Genomic DNA, 16,093 nt, shown 5'->3' with positions numbered 1-16,093 from the left:
TCCGACCCGGCAGCTTGAACGTCGACGGCGACCCACCTCTCGACCTGAGGTTCAGGCGCGAATCATGCGCATTCGGGCACCTCGGCACCGGTGCTGGGGCGTTCTGACGGTGGTATTGATTCGCTGTCGGGCCGGACGTTTCGGCAGAGTCGACGGGCACTGTTCCGTTTGGACAATCGCCCGCCTAGACTTGATCCGTTCGAGTCTTACGCGCCTGACCGAAGGGAGGTTGGCATGGCTCTCTCCGAGGAGGAACAGCGACTCCTTGACCAGATGGAAGCGGCTCTCGAAGCTGAGGACCCCAAGCTGGCCAATGCGTTGCGCGGTACCACCACGCGCCGGTTGCACCGGCGACGGGCGGCCATCGCCGGTATCGGTTTCCTGATCGGTGTCGCCTGTTTGGTCGGCGGCATGGAAGTGAGCCCTGCCCTCAGCATCGCCGGTTTCGTCATCATGCTGGCCGCCAGCGTGATCGCCGTCACCTCGTGGCGTCATGTCGGCGAGGTGTCGGCCAGCCGTCCCACCGCTCGCTCACCGCAGGGCGAGAAGGCGTTCATGGACAAGATCGAAGAGCGCTGGCGCCGTCGCCAAGACGAGGGCGGCCAGTAGTAGGCCTCCTCAGCTCCGGTCTCCAAGCATCCTCCCTATTTCACCCCGTGCGCCGCGGCCCTGAGTCGTTGCTGCGCGCCCATTGAGGTCACCGCGGCGCAGGGCCGTAAACGCGGACTCACGTTGGGAGATCCCGGCGTTCGCCGGGATGACGGTTAGGCGAGGGCGCCCCCGCTCCGCGGAAGCAAAACGCAACCAAAGAGGTGTCTCGACCGGTGTGACGAGCGGATCAGCCCTTCCACCAGAATCCGCGCCACAGCGACCGTGGCAGCACCTTGCGCCACCAGCCGCGGCCCCGTTCTGCCACCGCGACCCGCACCTGCCGGACGTCGTCGCCCAGCCCTGCTGTGTCGCCCACCGACTCGGCGTAGCGGGATCGCTCCACCAGCACCGCCACCCGGCCCATCGCCGCGGCCGCGTCGTCGGGCAGTGTGCGTGCCACCTCGCCGCCGATCTTTCGTGCCGACCCGCGCGGCCACTCGTAGCCGGCGTCCCACACGCTGTCGCGCAGCTCGTCCCAGGCCCCGCTGACCGCCTCGCGCGGCGCGGCCGCCGCCAGCCGGCGCGCCCGCCGTCCGCGACGAACCAACGAGGGCAGCAGCGCCACCACCAGCAGCCCGACGCCGGCGCCCAGCCAGCCCAGCCACGACAGGTCCGCGTCGGTGATCACGGTCGGCTCGTCGTCGGCCGGGGTGGACGCCTCGGCGCTCGGCTCGTCGCTCGCGGTCGAGCGGCTGGGGGTCGGGCTGGCGGACGGGCTGGGGGAGGGGGACGCGTTCGCCGCACCGGTGTAGGTGGGCGGCGTCGCGACGCTCGGGGTCGGTTCGAAACTGACCCAGCCCAGCCCGGCGAAGAACAACTCGGGCCAGGCGTGCATGTCGCGAATGTTCACCTCGTAATGACCGCCCACCTGCCGGCCGGGCAGAAAGCCGATGGCCACCCGCGACGGAATGCCCAGCGCCCGGGCCATCACGGCCATCGACGAGGCGAACTGCTCGCAGTACCCGCTGCGGTCGACCAGCAGAAACTGGGTCAACGCCTCGTAGCCCGAGCCGGGCGCCGGTTCGGTGCTGTAGCTGAACACCGACGAGCGCAGCCAGTCCTGCAGCAGGATCGCCTTCTCGCCGTCGGTTTTGGCCGCACTGGTGATTCGCCTGGCGATCTCGATGATCTCGGTGGGAAAGTCGGCGGGCAGCGCGGCGGTGAAGGTGTCGCGGGGCCGTCCGGCGATGGCCCGGGACAATTCGGCGCGGGTCGGCGTCACGTCGACCACCGTTGCCGAGTACGTCAGGCCGTTGGTGGCCCGCTTCTGCTGCGGGCCGGCCGACAGCACGCTGAGAGACACCGGGTCGTAGCGCCAGTCGCCGTCGGCGGTGAAGGCCGCCGGGGCGTAGGGCAGCGGCAGCCATTCGGCGTTGAAGTCGTCGACGGCCACCTCGATGGTGAACCGGGCCAGGCCGCCCGGTGCGCCCTCGGGGGCCGGCAGCGAGCCGGTCATCAGGTCGATCGGGTTGAGGTGAAAGCCGGTCTCGTCGAAGGCCGGCAACGAGGTCATGCGCAGGTATGAGCCGGTGTCGCGGCCGGTGGTGTAGCTGATCACCCGGCGGTCCATCGGCTGCTGCAGGTTGCGTCGCAGGTCGAGCGACGGATCGCCCATCTGCACCGGCCCCTGCCCACTGAACGGCGCGCCGCGGTCAGGGTCGAGGCCCGGGGTGAACACACCGGCCAGGCCGGCCACCAGCAGCGCGCACAGCAGGCTGATCGCGCCGCCGAGCAGCATGCCCCAGCGTGAACCACCCACAGCCTGAAAGCGCAGCACCCGACTGCGGTCGGCTGCATCGGCCAGCAGCACCAGCACATAGCCGACGGCCAGCCACAGCAACGGCCAGAAGGTCACCAGGGTCGGCAGGGCGAACGCAGCGATCAGGTAGGGCACGCCCAAGGGCAGCAGCGCGGCGCCGGGGTTGCTGAGCGAGATCGACAACTGGTCGGCCAGCAAGGCCAGCAGGGTGACCGCTGTCACGGCCACGATTCGCACCGCCTGGTTGGGCGGCATCGGGGCCGACGACTCCACGGTCCAGCGCAGGGCGGTGGCCAGCAGGTCGGGGATTCCGAACGGGTTGGTGCTGACGCCCTCGAACATGGCCAGCGCGACCAGCGCCGCGAACGCGACCAGGGCCTGAATCAGTCGCGCGCCGCGGTCGGTGGGCAGCAGCCGGCGGGTGACGATGCCGCTGGCGCACACCACGACGATCATCGCCAGCGCTTCCAGATACAGCCTGCCGTCGGCGGTCACCGGTTCGAGCGCCGTCAGCGACAGCGCCAGCGCGGCCATCAGCGCCAGCCCGAGGCGGTCGGACCCTCTCATCGCCGGCCACCCCAGTCGAGGGCCGCCCAGGCGTCGGCGACGCTCAGCTGGGCAGCCGGACGCACCACGTGCCAGCCGCCCGCGATGAGTGCTTCGGCGGGGTCGTCGTCGCCGTCGGGTGCCGGCTGAATGATGATCGCACGGCAGAGCCGTCCATCGCGGCGGGCATTGGTCAGCGTGATCGCGTCGGCGTGCGACAGCCGGCCGAGCACGGCGATCAGCAACTGGCCGCGGGCCCGGTCGCCCGGACCGATCGCGCCGGCCAACTCGTAGGCGTTGCCGAGCCGGGCGTCGGTGAGATGGTCGAGCAGCGCCTCGCGCACCGAGTCGCCCTCGACGGCGGCCAGGGAGTTGCCGGCGGCGTCCACCAGGTCGATGTCGTAGCCCGCGTCGAGCAGGTGCACACCGATGGACGCCGCGGCCGAGACCGCCCATTCGAAGCTCGAGCGCGAGCCCACCCCGGTGTGCGACTCGGATCGGTTGTCGAGCAGAATCAGCGCGCTCGGCTCCCAGGCGTGCTCCTCGCGGCGCACCATCAGCGAACCGGTGCGGGCCGTGGACGGCCAGTGAATGCGGCGCATCTCGTCGCGGGGGCGGTACTCGCGAATCAGCGCGTCGTCTGCGCCCAGCAAGCTGCTGCGCCGGTGGGCTGATTCGCCGCTCAGCCCGGCCCCGGCCCCGCGCAGCGCCCCGCCGAGAGCGTGGATCGCCGGCGTCACGGTGAGCAGGTTCGTGCCGCTCAGTTGGCGCCTGGTGGTGGCCAAGCCCAACGGGTCGGTGGTGACCCACACGCTCGGGCCGACCGGAAAGCGACCCCGCACGTGCGTGCCGAGCTGGTAGGTCTGCAGGCTGCGCAGGCGTCCCCAGCCCGACGGCACGGCCAACGCCGCAGCGCCCGACAGTTCGGGCGGCACCTTTTCCTCCACCACGCTCCACGCGCCGGCGCCCATGCTGTCGCGCTCAAGGTCGAGCGTCACCCGCACCGGGGCGCCGGCCGCCAGCCGGTCGGGCAGCAGCCGGCGGCGCACCCGCGGCTGCCGCGCCGAACGGGCGGCCAGCAGCGCACCCGCGGCGACCAGTCCGATCAGCAGCCCACCCGGCCAGGCCAGTGCCCGCAGCCCGGTGAACGACGCCGCGATCAGCAGCGCCGTCCCGGTGGACAGCAGGGCCAGCCCCCTGCTGGTCAGCCGAATCATGACCGGCTCAGTCGCGGTCGGGTATCGGCACCGAGCGCACCGCTGACTCGACCACCTCGTCTGCGTCGCGCCGGGCCAACTGCGCCGCGGGGCTGAGCAGAATGCGGTGTGCCAGGGCGGGGCCCGCCAACGCCTCGATGTCGTCGGGAATCACGTAGTGGCGGCCCCGCAGCACCGCACGGGTGCGGGCGGCGCGCAGCAGTTGCAGACCCGCTCGGGGCGAGGCGCCCAGCCGCACGTCGGGGCTGTGCCGGGTGGCCTCCAGCACGGCGACCAGGTAGTCCTTGATGGCGCCGTGCACGAAGATCGTGCGCACCGTCTCGGCCAGTCCGGCCACGGTGGCCACGTCGGTGACCGGCTGCAGGTCGGCGAGTGGATCGCCCGCCCCGTGATGATCGAGCATCGCCACCTCTGAGGCGCGCACCGGGTAGCCCATCGAGATGCGCAGCATGAACCGGTCGCGCTGGGCCTCGGGCAGTGGGTAGGTGCCCTCCATCTCGATCGGGTTCTGCGTGGCCACCACCATGAAGGGGTCGGGCAGCGGGTGGGTGACGCCGTCAACGGTGACCTGATGCTCTTCCATGGCCTCGAGCAGGGCCGACTGGGTCTTGGGCGAGGCCCGGTTGATCTCGTCGCCGATCACCACGTTGGCGAACACCCCGCCCGGCTTGAACTCGAAGGTGCGCGACTGGCTGTTGAAGATCGACACACCCGTGATGTCGCTGGGCAGCAGGTCGGGGGTGAACTGAATGCGCTGCGCGGTGCCCGAGATCGAGCGGGCCAGGGCCTTGGCCAGCATGGTCTTGCCCACGCCCGGCACGTCCTCGATCAGCAGGTGACCTGAGGCGAACAGCGCGATCAGGCTCAGCTCGATGGCTTCAGGCTTGCCCTCGATGACCGTTTCGACGGCCGAGCGGATCTGCTGGGCGACTGCCTGCAGCTCGTCCACCTGGCTGGCAACGCTGCGCTCCACCGGGTCCCCCTCTGTGATGGCCTGCAGTAACCCTACCGGGCGGATTTGCACGCAACAGGGGCCCTGTAGGGGGTGCCTGGTGGAGCAAAGTGGGGTAAAGTGGTGCTAAGTGGAGGATCAAGGCGAAGGGGGGTGCCCGCGTGTTCCTGGGCACCCACACCCCGAAGCTCGATGACAAAGGCCGCTTCTTCCTCCCCGCCAAGTTCCGTGAGGAACTGAACGGGGGTCTCGTCATCACCAGGCAGCCCGAGCGTTGTTTGGGGATCTTCACCCCGGTCGCCTACCAGGCGGCCGCCGATCGCATGATGAGTGCCTCGTCCGGCCTGGCGAAGGTGCGCTCGCAGCAGCGCATGTTCGCCTCGGGTGCCGAGTCGTCCGCTCCTGACGGCCAGGGGCGCATCTCGGTTCCGGAGCACCTGCGCAGATACGCGGGCCTGCAGCGCGAGGTCGTGGTGATCGGAGCGTTGGACCACATCGAGGTGTGGGACGCGGAGGCCTGGGCCACCTACGCCGCGGCGCAGGAAGAGGCCTTCGCAGAACTGGACGACGAAGAGTACGGCGCGGGCTGACCGCACCACCAAGCTTCACCGTCGCGTGCGGTGCGGCTTCAATCCGAGGGGCTTCCGCCTCCTGGCGCACCTTCCCCGGTGCCAGGCGGTACCCGCGGATTGAAACCACGGCGCACGCGACGCGCCATCAAGATGGAGGAAGGGTCGAGATGAGCGGGCAGCAGGCTGCGGCGCACGTGCCGGTCATGTGCGCCCGCATCGTCGAACTGCTCAGCCCCCCGTTGCAGGCGCCCGGTTCGGTCTACGTCGACTGCACGCTCGGCCTGGGCGGCCACGCCGAGGCCATGCTCACCGCCTGCCCCGAAGCCACGCTGATCGGCATCGACCGCGACCAGCACGCCCTCGCGCTGGCGGGCGAGCGGCTCGCCCCTTTCGGTGATCGGGTGCAGCTGTTCCAGGCGCGCTACGACGAACTGCCCGACGTTCTCGCGCAGGCCGGACGCCCGCTGGTGCAGGCGATTCTGGCCGACCTGGGGTTGTCGTCGATGCAGATCGACCGCCGCGATCGCGGGTTCGCCTACAGCGTCGACGCCCCGCTCGACATGCGCATGGACGACACCCAGCCGCTCACCGCGGCCGACCTGGTGAACACCGCCTCGACCGGCGAACTCACCCAGATGCTGCGCCGGTTCGGCGAAGAGCGGTTCGCCGACCGCATCGCCCGCCGCATCGTGGCCGAGCGGGCGAGCGAGCCGTTCGACACCTCGGCACGGCTGGTTCGGGTGATCGAGTCGGCCATTCCGGCCGCGGCCCGAGCCGCCGGCGGCCACCCGGCGAAAAGAACGTTCCAGGCACTACGCATCGCCGTCAACGACGAGTTGGTCGCGCTCACCGGCCTGCTGCCGGCCGCCATGGACGCGCTGGCCCCCGGTGGACGGCTGGCAGTGCTGGCCTACCACTCGGGCGAGGACCGTCTGGTGAAGAACGCACTGCGCGAGGCGGCCACCGACCGCGCCCCCCGCGGGCTGCCGGCGGTGCCGCCGGAGCTGCGCGCGCGACTGGTGCTGCTGACCCGGGGCGCGGAGCGTCCGGGCGCGGACGAGGTGCAGATCAACCCGCGAGCCGCCTCGGCGCGGCTGCGGGCCGGTGAACGAATGATTGAGGTGGCGGCATGACAGCACTCGAAGCACTCCGCAAGGGTCCGGAGCGCGCGAGCACGGAGCGTCCCCGCCGTTGGGGCCTGACGTCGGTGCCGATTCCGTCCCGGCGCATGGGCAGCGTGCCGTTCGTGCTGGTGCTCGGGGTGTTTCTGGCGGTCGGCATGGTGGGCCTGCTGCTTTTGAACACCGCGCTGCAGGAGCAGGGTTTCGCGGTGCAGAACCGGCAGAAAGAGGCTGCGCAGCTCGGCTACCGGGTGGCCGAACTCCAGTCGCAGGTCACTGAGGCCCGCTCGAGCACCCGGCTCGCGGTCGAGGCGACCAAGCTCGGCATGGTGCCCAACCCGTACCCGGTGTACCTGACGTTGCCGAACGGTCAGGTGGTCGGCAACCCCACCAGCATCAGTGGCTACGAGATTCCCGACGTGCGTTATCGCACGCCCGACGAGCTGGCCGCGTTGGCCCAGAAGGCTGCCGACGCCGAGGCCAAGCGCATCGCCGACCTGGCCGCCAAGGCCAAGGCGGCGAAAGAGGCGAAGGCCAAGGCCGCGGAAGAGAAGAAGAAGGCTGAAGCCGAGGCCAAGGCGAAAGCGAAGGCGAAGGCCGACGCGAAGAAGGCTGCCGAGGAGGCCGCCAAGAAGAAGACCGGCAAGAAGAACGGGACCGATCGATGACGCTGAAGTCGAGCACGAACCGGCAACTGTCGCGGCTGCGCAAGGCGCGCTGGCCGCTGGCCTCGCCGGTGGGCCGCATACGCGTGTTGCTGATCGCCATCGCGGTGGTGTTCAGCCTGTGCGCCGGACGGGCGCTGCAGGTGCAGGCGTTCGACTCCTCGGCCTACGCGGCCGAAGCAGCCGACCAGATGAAGCAGACGCAGGTGCTGCCCGCGACTCGCGGCGATCTGACCGACCGCTACGGCGACGTGCTGGCCTACACCGAGCAGACGGTCAACGTGATCGCCGACCCCAAAGCCATCGCGACCAACGGCAAGATGGGCCTGCAGCCGATGACCGCGAACGACAAGGCCATCGCCGCCACCGCCCCACAGAAACTTGCCGACCTGCTGGCCAAGTACCTGGGCGGCGTCGCTGCCGATTACCTGCCCAAGCTCACCGACGAGAAGATCTCGTACAAGGTGATCGCCAAGCGCGTGCCGGCCGAGACCTTTCAAGAACTCCAGACCGAGATGAAGGCCGCGGGCCTGCTCGGGCTCACCCGCGCGGTGGCGCCGACCCGGCGCTATCCCAACGGCACTTTGGCCGCCAACCTGATCGGCTGGGTGAACGAGCAGGGCGACGCGGCCGGCGGACTGGAGCTGGCGCTGGAGAAGTTGCTGCACGGCACCGACGGCAAAGAGGTCTACGACGGGTCGCCGAACGGCAAGATTCCCCTCGGCGACAACGTGTTGACCCCCGCCCAGAACGGGCACAGCTTCGGGCTGACCATCGACTCTGCCCTGCAACTGATGGCCGAGCAGCGCATCGCCAAGGCCCTGGCCGACACCGGCGCCGAGGCCGCCGCCGTGATCGTCATGGACCCGCGCACCGGTGAGGTGCTGGTGATGGCCAACGGCCCCTCGTTCGACAGCAACGATCCCGGCAAGAGTGAAGCGGCCAACATGGGCAACCGGGCCGTGATGAGCGTGTACGAGCCCGGCTCGGTGCAGAAGATCCTCACCTTCGCGGCCCTGTTCGACTCGGGCACGGTCGAGCCCGACACCAAGGTGAAGGTGCCCGGCTTCATCAAGCAGGACCAGTTCACCATTCACGACTGGTGGAACCACGGCACCATCACCCTGCGCGCCCGCGGCGTGTTCGCCAAGTCGTCGAACCTGGGCACCATCACCCTGGCCCGCAAGATGCCCAAGCAGCAGCTGCGCGACTACTACGCCTCGTTCGGCCTGGGCCAGCGCACCAACGTCGGCATCGGCGGCGAGTCGGCCGGCGTGCTGCCCAAGGCGACGATGCCCGACTACACCCGCGACGGCATCGCCTTCGGCACCAGCCTGTCGGTGACGGCGCTGCAGAACGCCACCGCGGTGGCGTCGGTGGTCAACGGCGGCGTCTACCACGCGCCGAGCGTGATCTCGACCATGGACGGTCAGCCGTTCACTCCCAGCGCCCAGAACACCACCCCGCGCCGGGTGATCTCTGAAGAGACGTCCGAACAGGTGCGGTCGCTGATGGAGCAGCAGGCGCTCAACCAGAAGAGCAACTCGTTCAGGATCGACGGGTACCGCATCGGCACCAAGACCGGCACCGCTCGCCTGGTCAGCGCCGACTGCAAGTGCTACCGCGGTGAGTCGGTGGTCTCGACCATCGGCGTCGCCCCGATCGAGAACCCCCAGGTGCTGGTGTATTCGGTGGTCTGGAACCCCAAGTACAACGGCGCCTCGGGCGCGGCGGTGGCGGCCCCGATCATGCACGACATCATGGCGCTGGCCCTGCCCCGCTACGCCGTCGAGCCGTCGAAGTCCAAGGGCGTCAAGCTTCCGCTCGAGTGACCAGCGGTGCGTCCCCTCGATGAATCACACCACTAGGGTGCTGAGGCATGGCTAACCCGGTTCGCCTCGCTGAACTGCTGCCCGGTGCGCCCGATGTGGCGGTCGCCGGCGTCAGTCTCGATTCTCGACGGGTTCGGCCGGGCGAGCTGTACGCGGCACTGCCGGGGCAGCACACGCACGGCGCCCGGTTCACCGCGCAGGCGGTGGCGCAGGGGGCGGTCGCCGTGCTGACCGACCACGAGGGGCGGGCCCTGATCGACGCCGACGTGCCGGTGGTCGTGGTCGACGACCCCAGGACGGCACTGGCCGAGATCGCGGCCGCCGTGCAGGGCCATCCCGCGCGTTCGATGCGCATGTTCGGCATCACCGGCACCAACGGCAAGACCAGCACCATGTTTCTGCTCGAGGCGGCCCTGGCGAACCTGGGTGAGACGGTCGGCACGCTGGGCACGATCGGCTTTCGGGTGGCCGGACGGCAGCTCGAACGTTCCCGCTCGACGGTCACCACCCCCGAGGCTCCCGACCTGCAACAACTGCTCGCAGACCTGCGCGACGCCGGAGCCAGCAGTGTGGCGATGGAGGTGTCGTCGCACGCCCTGGCGCTGCACCGCGTCGCGGGCATCACCTTCGACGTCGCCGCCTTCACCCACCTGGGCCGCGACCACCTCGACTTTCACCACACCATGCAGGCGTACTTCGAAGCCAAGGCGCGGCTGTTTCTGGGTGGACGCTCCCGTGCCTGCGTGGTGAACGTCGACGGCGAGTGGGGACGGCGCTTGGCCGGGCTGATCGCAGCCGAGGGCACGCCGCTGCTCACCACCGGCAGCGCTGCCGACGCCGACGTGCGGCTGGTCGACTACGAGACCGACGACGAGCTGCGCAGCGTGGTGCGGATCGCCACTCCTGATGCCGAACTGCGCTGCACCGTCGGCATACCCGGCGCCTTCAACGTGCAGAACGCGATCACGGCCACCGCCATGCTGAACGCCGCCGGGGTCGACCTCAGCCGAGGCGTGGCCGGCTTCGCGCAGGCGTTCGTGCCGGGCCGTATGCAGCGGGTGCCGCTGGGCTCCGGCGCGCCGCGCGTGGTGGTCGACTTCGCCCACACCCCCGAGGCGGTCACCGCGGCGCTCACCGTGCTGCCCCGGCCGCGCATCGTGGTGCTGGGCGCCGGCGGCGATCGTGACCCGGGCAAGCGGGGTCCGATGGGGGCGGCGGCGGCCGAAAACGCCGAACTCGTGGTGGTCACCGACGACAACCCGCGCAGCGAGGTACCCGAACAGATTCGGGCGAGCGTGCTGGCCGGTGCCCGGTCGGTGGCCGGCGCCGAGGTGCTCGACGGCGGCGACCGCCGCTCGGCGATCGACCTGGCGTTGCGCCGGGCCGATGCCGACACCTGGGTCGCCGTGCTCGGCAAGGGCCACGAGAGCGGGCAAGAGATCGCCGGGGTGATCAGCCCGTTCGACGACGTGGCGGCGGTGCAGCAGCAGTGGCAACGTGTTCGTGGGGGGAGTGCAGACGGTGCGTGAACGAACTATTCGGGCCGTGGCGGCGCTGGCCGGCGCCGCCGACCCGGCAATCGAGGGCACGGCGGGGCCGGACGTGGTGATCGACTCGCGGCTCGCCACGCCCGGAGCGGTGTTCGTGGCCCTGCCCGGCGAGCACGTCGACGGGCACGACTTCGTGGCCGCCGCGGCCGCCAACGGGGCGGTCGCGGCCATCTGCACCCACCCGACCGACGCCGCGCTGGCTCACCTGGTGGTACCGGACGCCCTGCAGGGGCTCACTCGGTTGGCCACCGGCGTGATCGCTGAAGCCAAGTCCAGCGGACTGCGAACGGTGGGCATCACCGGTTCGTCGGGCAAGACCAGCACCAAAGACCTGCTCGGCCAGGTGCTTGCCGCCCACGGGGCCACGATCAGCCCGAAAGGGTCGTTCAACAACGAGATCGGGGTGCCGTTGACGGCTCTGCGGGTCACCGACGACACCCGCTTTCTGGTCAGCGAGATGGGCGCCCGTGGCGGCGGCCATATCGCGTGGCTCTGCCGCATCGTCCCCCCAGACGTCGCCGTGGTGCTCAACGTCGGCCACGCCCACCTGGGCGAGTTCGGCTCGGTCGAAGCCATCGCCCTGGCCAAGGGCGAACTGGTCGAGGCGCTCACGCCGCAGGGTTGGGCCGTGCTCAACGCCGACGACCCGCTGGTCGCCGCGATGGCCGCCCGCACCCGCGCCCGGTTGGCGCACTACTCGCTCACCGGTGAGCCGGCGGGTGACCTACGGGTGTGGGCTGAGCACTTGCGCGCCGATGATGTGCAGCGGCATTCGTTCACGTTGCGTGCCGCCGGTGCCGGTGACGACGGTGCCATCGACTGCGCCGAGCCGGTCGAACTGCAGGGCCCCGGACGGCATCAGGTCGTCAACGCGCTGGCCGCCGCCACCGCGGCGCTGGCCCTGGGCGTGCCCCCGGTCACTGTGGCCGGGGCGCTGAGCGGCGCGGTGGCCCAGTCGGCGTGGCGCATGCAGTTGATGCCGCGCGCCGACGGTGTGCTGGTCGTCAACGACGCCTACAACGCCAACCCCGACTCGATGCGGGCGGCCCTGGTCACGGTCGCCGGCATGCGGCGCGCGGGTGGTCGGTTGATCGCGGTGCTCGGCGACATGCTCGAACTCGGTGCGGCCGCGGCAGACGAGCATGAGAAGCTGGGTGCGCTGGCCGCCGAGCTGGGGTTCGAGGTGGTCGCAGTCGGGCAACTCGCCGACGAGATCGCGCGGGGCGTCCGGCGCGGGTTTGGCACAGTGACACGGGTGAGTGACGTTCAGGAGGCGGTGGCGGTGGCGCAAGCGAACCTGCAGCCGGCCGACGTGGTGGTGGTCAAGGCGTCGCGCGGGCTGGCCCTCGACCGGGTCGCCGATGCGCTGGCCGCGGCGGGTGAGACGGCATGAGAAGCATTCTGCTGGCCGGCGGTCTCGCTCTGATCGGCACCCTGCTGGGCACCCGGTTCGCCATTCGGGTGCTGGTCAAGAACGGCTACGGCCAGTTCATTCGCGACGACGGCCCCACCGCCCACCACACCAAACGCGGCACGCCCACCATGGGCGGCATCGTGATCATCGTGGCGGTGATCTTCGGCTACACCCTGGCGCACCTGATCACCTGGACGTTGCCGACGGCGTCCGGGCTGTTGGTGATCTATCTGGTCACCGGGCTGGGCCTGGTGGGCTTCGCCGACGACTGGACCAAGATCAGCAAGGCCCGCTCGTTGGGCCTGAACAGCCGGGCCAAGCTGGCCGGGCAGGGGCTGGTCGGCATCTCGTTCGCCATCTTGTCGTTTCAGTTCCCCGACGAGCAGGGCATCACCCCGGCCAGCCAGGCGATCTCGTTCTTGCGCGACATCAACTGGCTGCAGCTGCCGATCTGGCTCGCGGTGATCTGGATCGTGCTGCTGATCGCCTCGTGGTCGAACGCCGCCAACCTCACCGACGGCCTCGACGGGCTCGCCGCGGGCGCGGCCGCCATGGTGTTCGCCGCCTACGCGGTGGTGAACATCTGGCAGAACAACCAGTCGTGCTCGACCAGCTCGACCGCCGGCCCGCAGTGCTACTGGGTGCGCGACCCGCGTGACCTGGCTCTGGTGTCCCTGGCCCTCGCCGGCGCATGCTTCGGCTTTCTGTGGTGGAACGCCAGCCCGGCCAAGATCTTCATGGGCGACACCGGATCGCTGGCCATCGGCGGCGGTTTCGCGGCCCTGTCGATCTTCACCCGCACCGAGCTGCTGATGCCGATCATCGCCGGGCTGTTTCTGATCATCACCCTTTCGGTGGTGCTGCAGGTCGGCTGGTTCAAGCTCACCAAGGGCAAACGGCTGTTCAAGATGGCGCCCCTGCAGCACCACTTCGAACTTCTGGGGTGGGCCGAGATCACGATCGTGATCAGGTTCTGGATCATCTGTGGGCTGTGCGTCGCGCTCGGCCTGGGTGCCTTCTACGCCGAATGGACGGTGGGGCTGCCGTGATCGACTGGTTGCCTGAGGCCACCCGGCTGTCGCCCTGGGCCGAGGCCACCGTCGTGGTGGCAGGCCTGGCGGCGTCGGGCTATGCGGCGGCCGACGGGCTGCTCGAACTGGGCGCCAACGTGATCGTGCTCGACGAGGCCGACACCGCCACCAACGTCGAGAAGGCAGCGATTCTGGGCGTGCTCGACGCCGACGTGCGGCTGGGCCCGGGCAGCACCGCACTGTTGCCCGAGTGCGACCTGGTGGTCGCCTCGCCGGGGTGGCGGCCCACCGCGCCGCTGCTGCAGCAGGCCAGGCACCGCGGCGTGCCGATCTGGGGCGAGGTCGAACTGGCCTGGCGCATGATGCAGCCCGACCGGGTGGTGCCCTGGCTCGGGGTCACCGGCACCAACGGCAAGACCACCACGGTGAACATGCTCGAGTCGATGCTGGTGGCCGCGGGCCTGACCACCTCGGCGGTGGGCAACGTGGGCCGTCCGATCGTCGAGGCGATTCTCGACGAGGTCAGCTACGACGTGTTGGCCGTCGAGCTGTCGAGCTTTCAACTGCACTACGCCCACTCGCTGACGCTGCATTCGGCCGCGGTGCTGAACCTGCACCCCGACCATCTGGAGTGGTACGCCGACCCGGCCACGTGGGGCAGCGACGAGCCCGACGCCATGGCCGCCTACGCCGCCGACAAGGCCAGGATCTTTCAGCGGGTCACGCACGCCTGTGTCTACAACGTGGCCGACGAGGCCACCATGCGCATGGTCGAGAACGCCGAGGTCACCGAGGGGGCCAGGGCCGTCGGGTTCACCCTGGGCACCCCGTCGGTGTCGATGCTGGGGGTGGTGGACGACCTGCTGGTCGACCGCGCGTTCATCGCCCAGCGCCGCGATTCGGCCATGGAGATCGCGAAGGTGGACGACATTCATCCGCTTGCCCCACACAACGTCGAGAACGCACTGGCCGCCGCCGCGCTGGCCCGGTCGTTCGGGGTGCCGGCCACCGCGGTTCGCGACGGGCTGCGCCGGCTCGAACTGGGCGACCACCGCATTCAAACCGTGGCCGAACACGACGGCATCCGCTGGGTGGACGACTCCAAGGCCACCAACCCGCACGCCGCGGCCTCGTCGTTGCGGGCGTTCGACTCGATCGTGTGGGTGGCGGGCGGCCAGGCCAAGGGCACCACGTTCGACGACCTGGTGCAGACCTATGGCGACAAGCTGCGCGGCGTGGTGCTGCTGGGCGTCGATCGGCAGGTGATTGCCGACGCACTCGCCCGACACGCGCCCCAGATCCCCGTCACGATCATCGATTCAACAGACACTGGAGCGATGACGCAGGCGGTGCAGGCCGCACGCTCGTACGCCCGTCCAGGCGACGTCGTGTTGCTCGCTCCGGGTTGCGCCAGCAAAGACATGTACACCGGGTACGACGCCAGGGGTGTGGCATTCGCCGAAGCCGCGCGCAGGGTCACCGGTGCCGACGAGAAGGGCTGAGCTCAGTGGCGATCCTCTCATCACCGCTGAGTCGAAAAGACGCCGTCAAGTCCGCTCGGGCGCGCACGTCGCTGCTCGGTGAGGCGCTGGCCCACCCGCGCGCCAGCTTCTTTCTGGTGCTGGTGCCCACGGTGCTGCTGCTGGCCCTGGGCATGATGATGGTGCTCTCGGCGTCCAGCGTGCTGGGCAGCGTGCGGTTCGGCGACGCCTACTACTTCGTGAAGCGCCAGGTGTTCTTTCTGGCCGTCGGCGGTGCCGCCGCCTTCGTGCTGTCGCGGTGCAACGTACGGGCGCTGAAGGTGCTGGGCTGGGGCCTGGTGATCGCCGCGCTGACACTGCAGATACTCACCTTCACTCCGCTGGGTTGGGGCGAAGCAAAGGGCAACCGCAACTGGGTGCAGTTCGGCACGTCGTTCTTTCGCATTCAGCCGTCCGAGCTGGCCAAGCTGGCCATCATCGTGTGGGGTGCCGACCTGCTGGCCCGCAAGCAGAAACTGCTCGACCAGCCCAAGCACCTGCTGGTGCCGTTCGTTCCGGTCTCGCTGCTGCTGATCAGCCTGGTGGTGCTGCAGCACGACCTGGGCACCGGCATGATCATGGGCGCCATCGTGGTGGCGATGCTGTGGTACGTCGGGGCGTCGTGGAAGATGCTGGCCTCGATCGGCGCCATCGTCGGTGCCGGCGTCGTGGTGCTGGTGGCCACCTCCGCCAACCGCCTCGGCCGCATCACGGGCTTCTTCGACTCCACGCACGACCAGATGGGTGTCAACCTGCAGCCGCTGCGCGGCGTGTTCGCGCTGGCGTCCGGCGGCTGGTGGGGGCTCGGTCTGGGCGCGTCCCGGCAGAAGTGGGGGTCGCTGGCCGAGGCGCACACCGACTACGTGTTGGCCATCGTGGGCGAAGAGCTCGGGCTGGTCGGCACCTTGGTGGTGTTGTCGCTGTTCCTGGTGCTGGCCTACGCGGGCTTTCGCATCGCGCTGCGATCCGACATCACGTTCTGCCGCTACCTGGCGGCCGGCGTCACGTCGTGGCTGATGATTCAGGCGCTGGTCAACATCATGGTCGTGCTCAAGATGATTCCGGTGCTGGGGGTCACGCTGCCGCTGCTGAGCTACGGCGGGTCCGGCCTGATGGCCAACCTGGCCGCCATCGGCATGCTGTTGGCCTGCGCCAAGCTCGAGCCCGACGCCCGTAGGCTGGCCGAACGCAAGAAGCGCACGACCGGCGCACCGGTCACCGTGGTCGAGTCGCGGCGCGCGTAGGCCTTTGTCGAGGAGAACC

The 16,093-nt window shown here is 69.9% G+C and carries 13 protein-coding genes; 10 read left to right on the top strand and 3 right to left on the bottom strand.

The window, feature by feature from the left end; all coding sequences use genetic code 11:
* Nucleotides 1-234: 234 nt before the first annotated feature.
* On the top strand, nt 235-609 hold the full coding sequence (locus MPLG2_RS09635; protein ID WP_105185932.1) for a DUF3040 domain-containing protein: 375 nt from the start codon (nt 235-237) through the stop codon (nt 607-609).
* Nucleotides 610-838: 229 nt separating this feature from the next.
* Here MPLG2_RS09635 and MPLG2_RS09630 read toward each other — a convergent pair whose 3' ends face one another.
* From MPLG2_RS09630 to MPLG2_RS09620, 3 genes are read right to left on the bottom strand one after another with little or no spacing between them, the layout of a single operon-like run.
* Nucleotides 839-2,977 carry a transglutaminase family protein gene (locus tag MPLG2_RS09630; RefSeq protein ID WP_158681028.1) on the bottom strand — a complete coding sequence of 713 codons (2,139 nt, stop codon included), beginning with the start codon at nt 2,975-2,977 and terminating at the stop codon, nt 839-841.
* Entirely contained in the window at nt 2,974-4,173 is a 1,200-nt protein-coding gene (locus MPLG2_RS09625) for a DUF58 domain-containing protein (protein ID WP_105185930.1), read from the bottom strand. Before MPLG2_RS09625 ends, MPLG2_RS09630 begins: the two co-directional genes overlap by 4 nt.
* A 7-nt stretch (nt 4,174-4,180) precedes the next feature.
* The gene (locus MPLG2_RS09620) at nt 4,181-5,146 is read right to left on the bottom strand and encodes an AAA family ATPase (protein WP_105185929.1); all 966 of its coding nucleotides are present in this window, start codon (nt 5,144-5,146) and stop codon (nt 4,181-4,183) included.
* A 140-nt stretch (nt 5,147-5,286) separates the two neighbouring features.
* Between MPLG2_RS09620 and mraZ the strand changes: the two genes are divergently transcribed.
* The 9 genes from mraZ (at nt 5,287) to ftsW (ending at nt 16,074) form a co-directional block, all read left to right on the top strand.
* Nucleotides 5,287-5,715, top strand: a complete 429-nt coding sequence (gene mraZ, locus MPLG2_RS09615) for a division/cell wall cluster transcriptional repressor MraZ (RefSeq protein ID WP_105185928.1) — start codon at nt 5,287-5,289, stop codon at nt 5,713-5,715.
* A 149-nt stretch (nt 5,716-5,864) separates the two neighbouring features.
* Nucleotides 5,865-6,830 (top strand): 16S rRNA (cytosine(1402)-N(4))-methyltransferase RsmH, encoded by a 966-nt coding sequence (rsmH, locus tag MPLG2_RS09610; protein ID WP_105185927.1) that lies wholly within the window; start codon nt 5,865-5,867, stop codon nt 6,828-6,830.
* Complete coding sequence (locus MPLG2_RS09605; protein ID WP_158681026.1) at nt 6,827-7,486, top strand: hypothetical protein; 660 nt, start codon at nt 6,827-6,829, stop codon at nt 7,484-7,486. Before rsmH ends, MPLG2_RS09605 begins: the two co-directional genes overlap by 4 nt.
* Complete coding sequence (locus MPLG2_RS09600) at nt 7,483-9,315, top strand: peptidoglycan D,D-transpeptidase FtsI family protein (RefSeq protein ID WP_105185925.1); 1,833 nt, start codon at nt 7,483-7,485, stop codon at nt 9,313-9,315. The genes MPLG2_RS09605 and MPLG2_RS09600 overlap by 4 nt, the downstream gene beginning before the upstream one ends.
* A 47-nt stretch (nt 9,316-9,362) precedes the next feature.
* Nucleotides 9,363-10,844 carry a UDP-N-acetylmuramoyl-L-alanyl-D-glutamate--2,6-diaminopimelate ligase gene (locus MPLG2_RS09595; RefSeq protein WP_105185924.1) on the top strand — a complete coding sequence of 494 codons (1,482 nt, stop codon included), beginning with the start codon at nt 9,363-9,365 and terminating at the stop codon, nt 10,842-10,844.
* Complete coding sequence (locus tag MPLG2_RS09590) at nt 10,837-12,258, top strand: UDP-N-acetylmuramoyl-tripeptide--D-alanyl-D-alanine ligase (RefSeq protein ID WP_105187595.1); 1,422 nt, start codon at nt 10,837-10,839, stop codon at nt 12,256-12,258. Before MPLG2_RS09595 ends, MPLG2_RS09590 begins: the two co-directional genes overlap by 8 nt.
* Nucleotides 12,255-13,328 (top strand): phospho-N-acetylmuramoyl-pentapeptide-transferase, encoded by a 1,074-nt coding sequence (mraY, locus tag MPLG2_RS09585; RefSeq protein ID WP_105185923.1) that lies wholly within the window; start codon nt 12,255-12,257, stop codon nt 13,326-13,328. Before MPLG2_RS09590 ends, mraY begins: the two co-directional genes overlap by 4 nt.
* Nucleotides 13,307-14,812, top strand: a complete 1,506-nt coding sequence (murD, locus tag MPLG2_RS09580; protein ID WP_105185922.1) for a UDP-N-acetylmuramoyl-L-alanine--D-glutamate ligase — start codon at nt 13,307-13,309, stop codon at nt 14,810-14,812. Before mraY ends, murD begins: the two co-directional genes overlap by 22 nt.
* A gap of 5 nt (nt 14,813-14,817) precedes the next feature.
* Entirely contained in the window at nt 14,818-16,074 is a 1,257-nt protein-coding gene (gene ftsW / locus MPLG2_RS09575; RefSeq protein WP_197709904.1) for a putative lipid II flippase FtsW, read from the top strand.
* The last annotated feature ends 19 nt before the right edge of the window (nt 16,075-16,093 follow it).

Source organism: Micropruina glycogenica, assembly GCF_900289045.1.
In the GTDB taxonomy this organism is placed as follows: domain Bacteria; phylum Actinomycetota; class Actinomycetes; order Propionibacteriales; family Propionibacteriaceae; genus Micropruina; species Micropruina glycogenica.
This window is presented reverse-complemented; position numbering and strand designations above follow the sequence as displayed.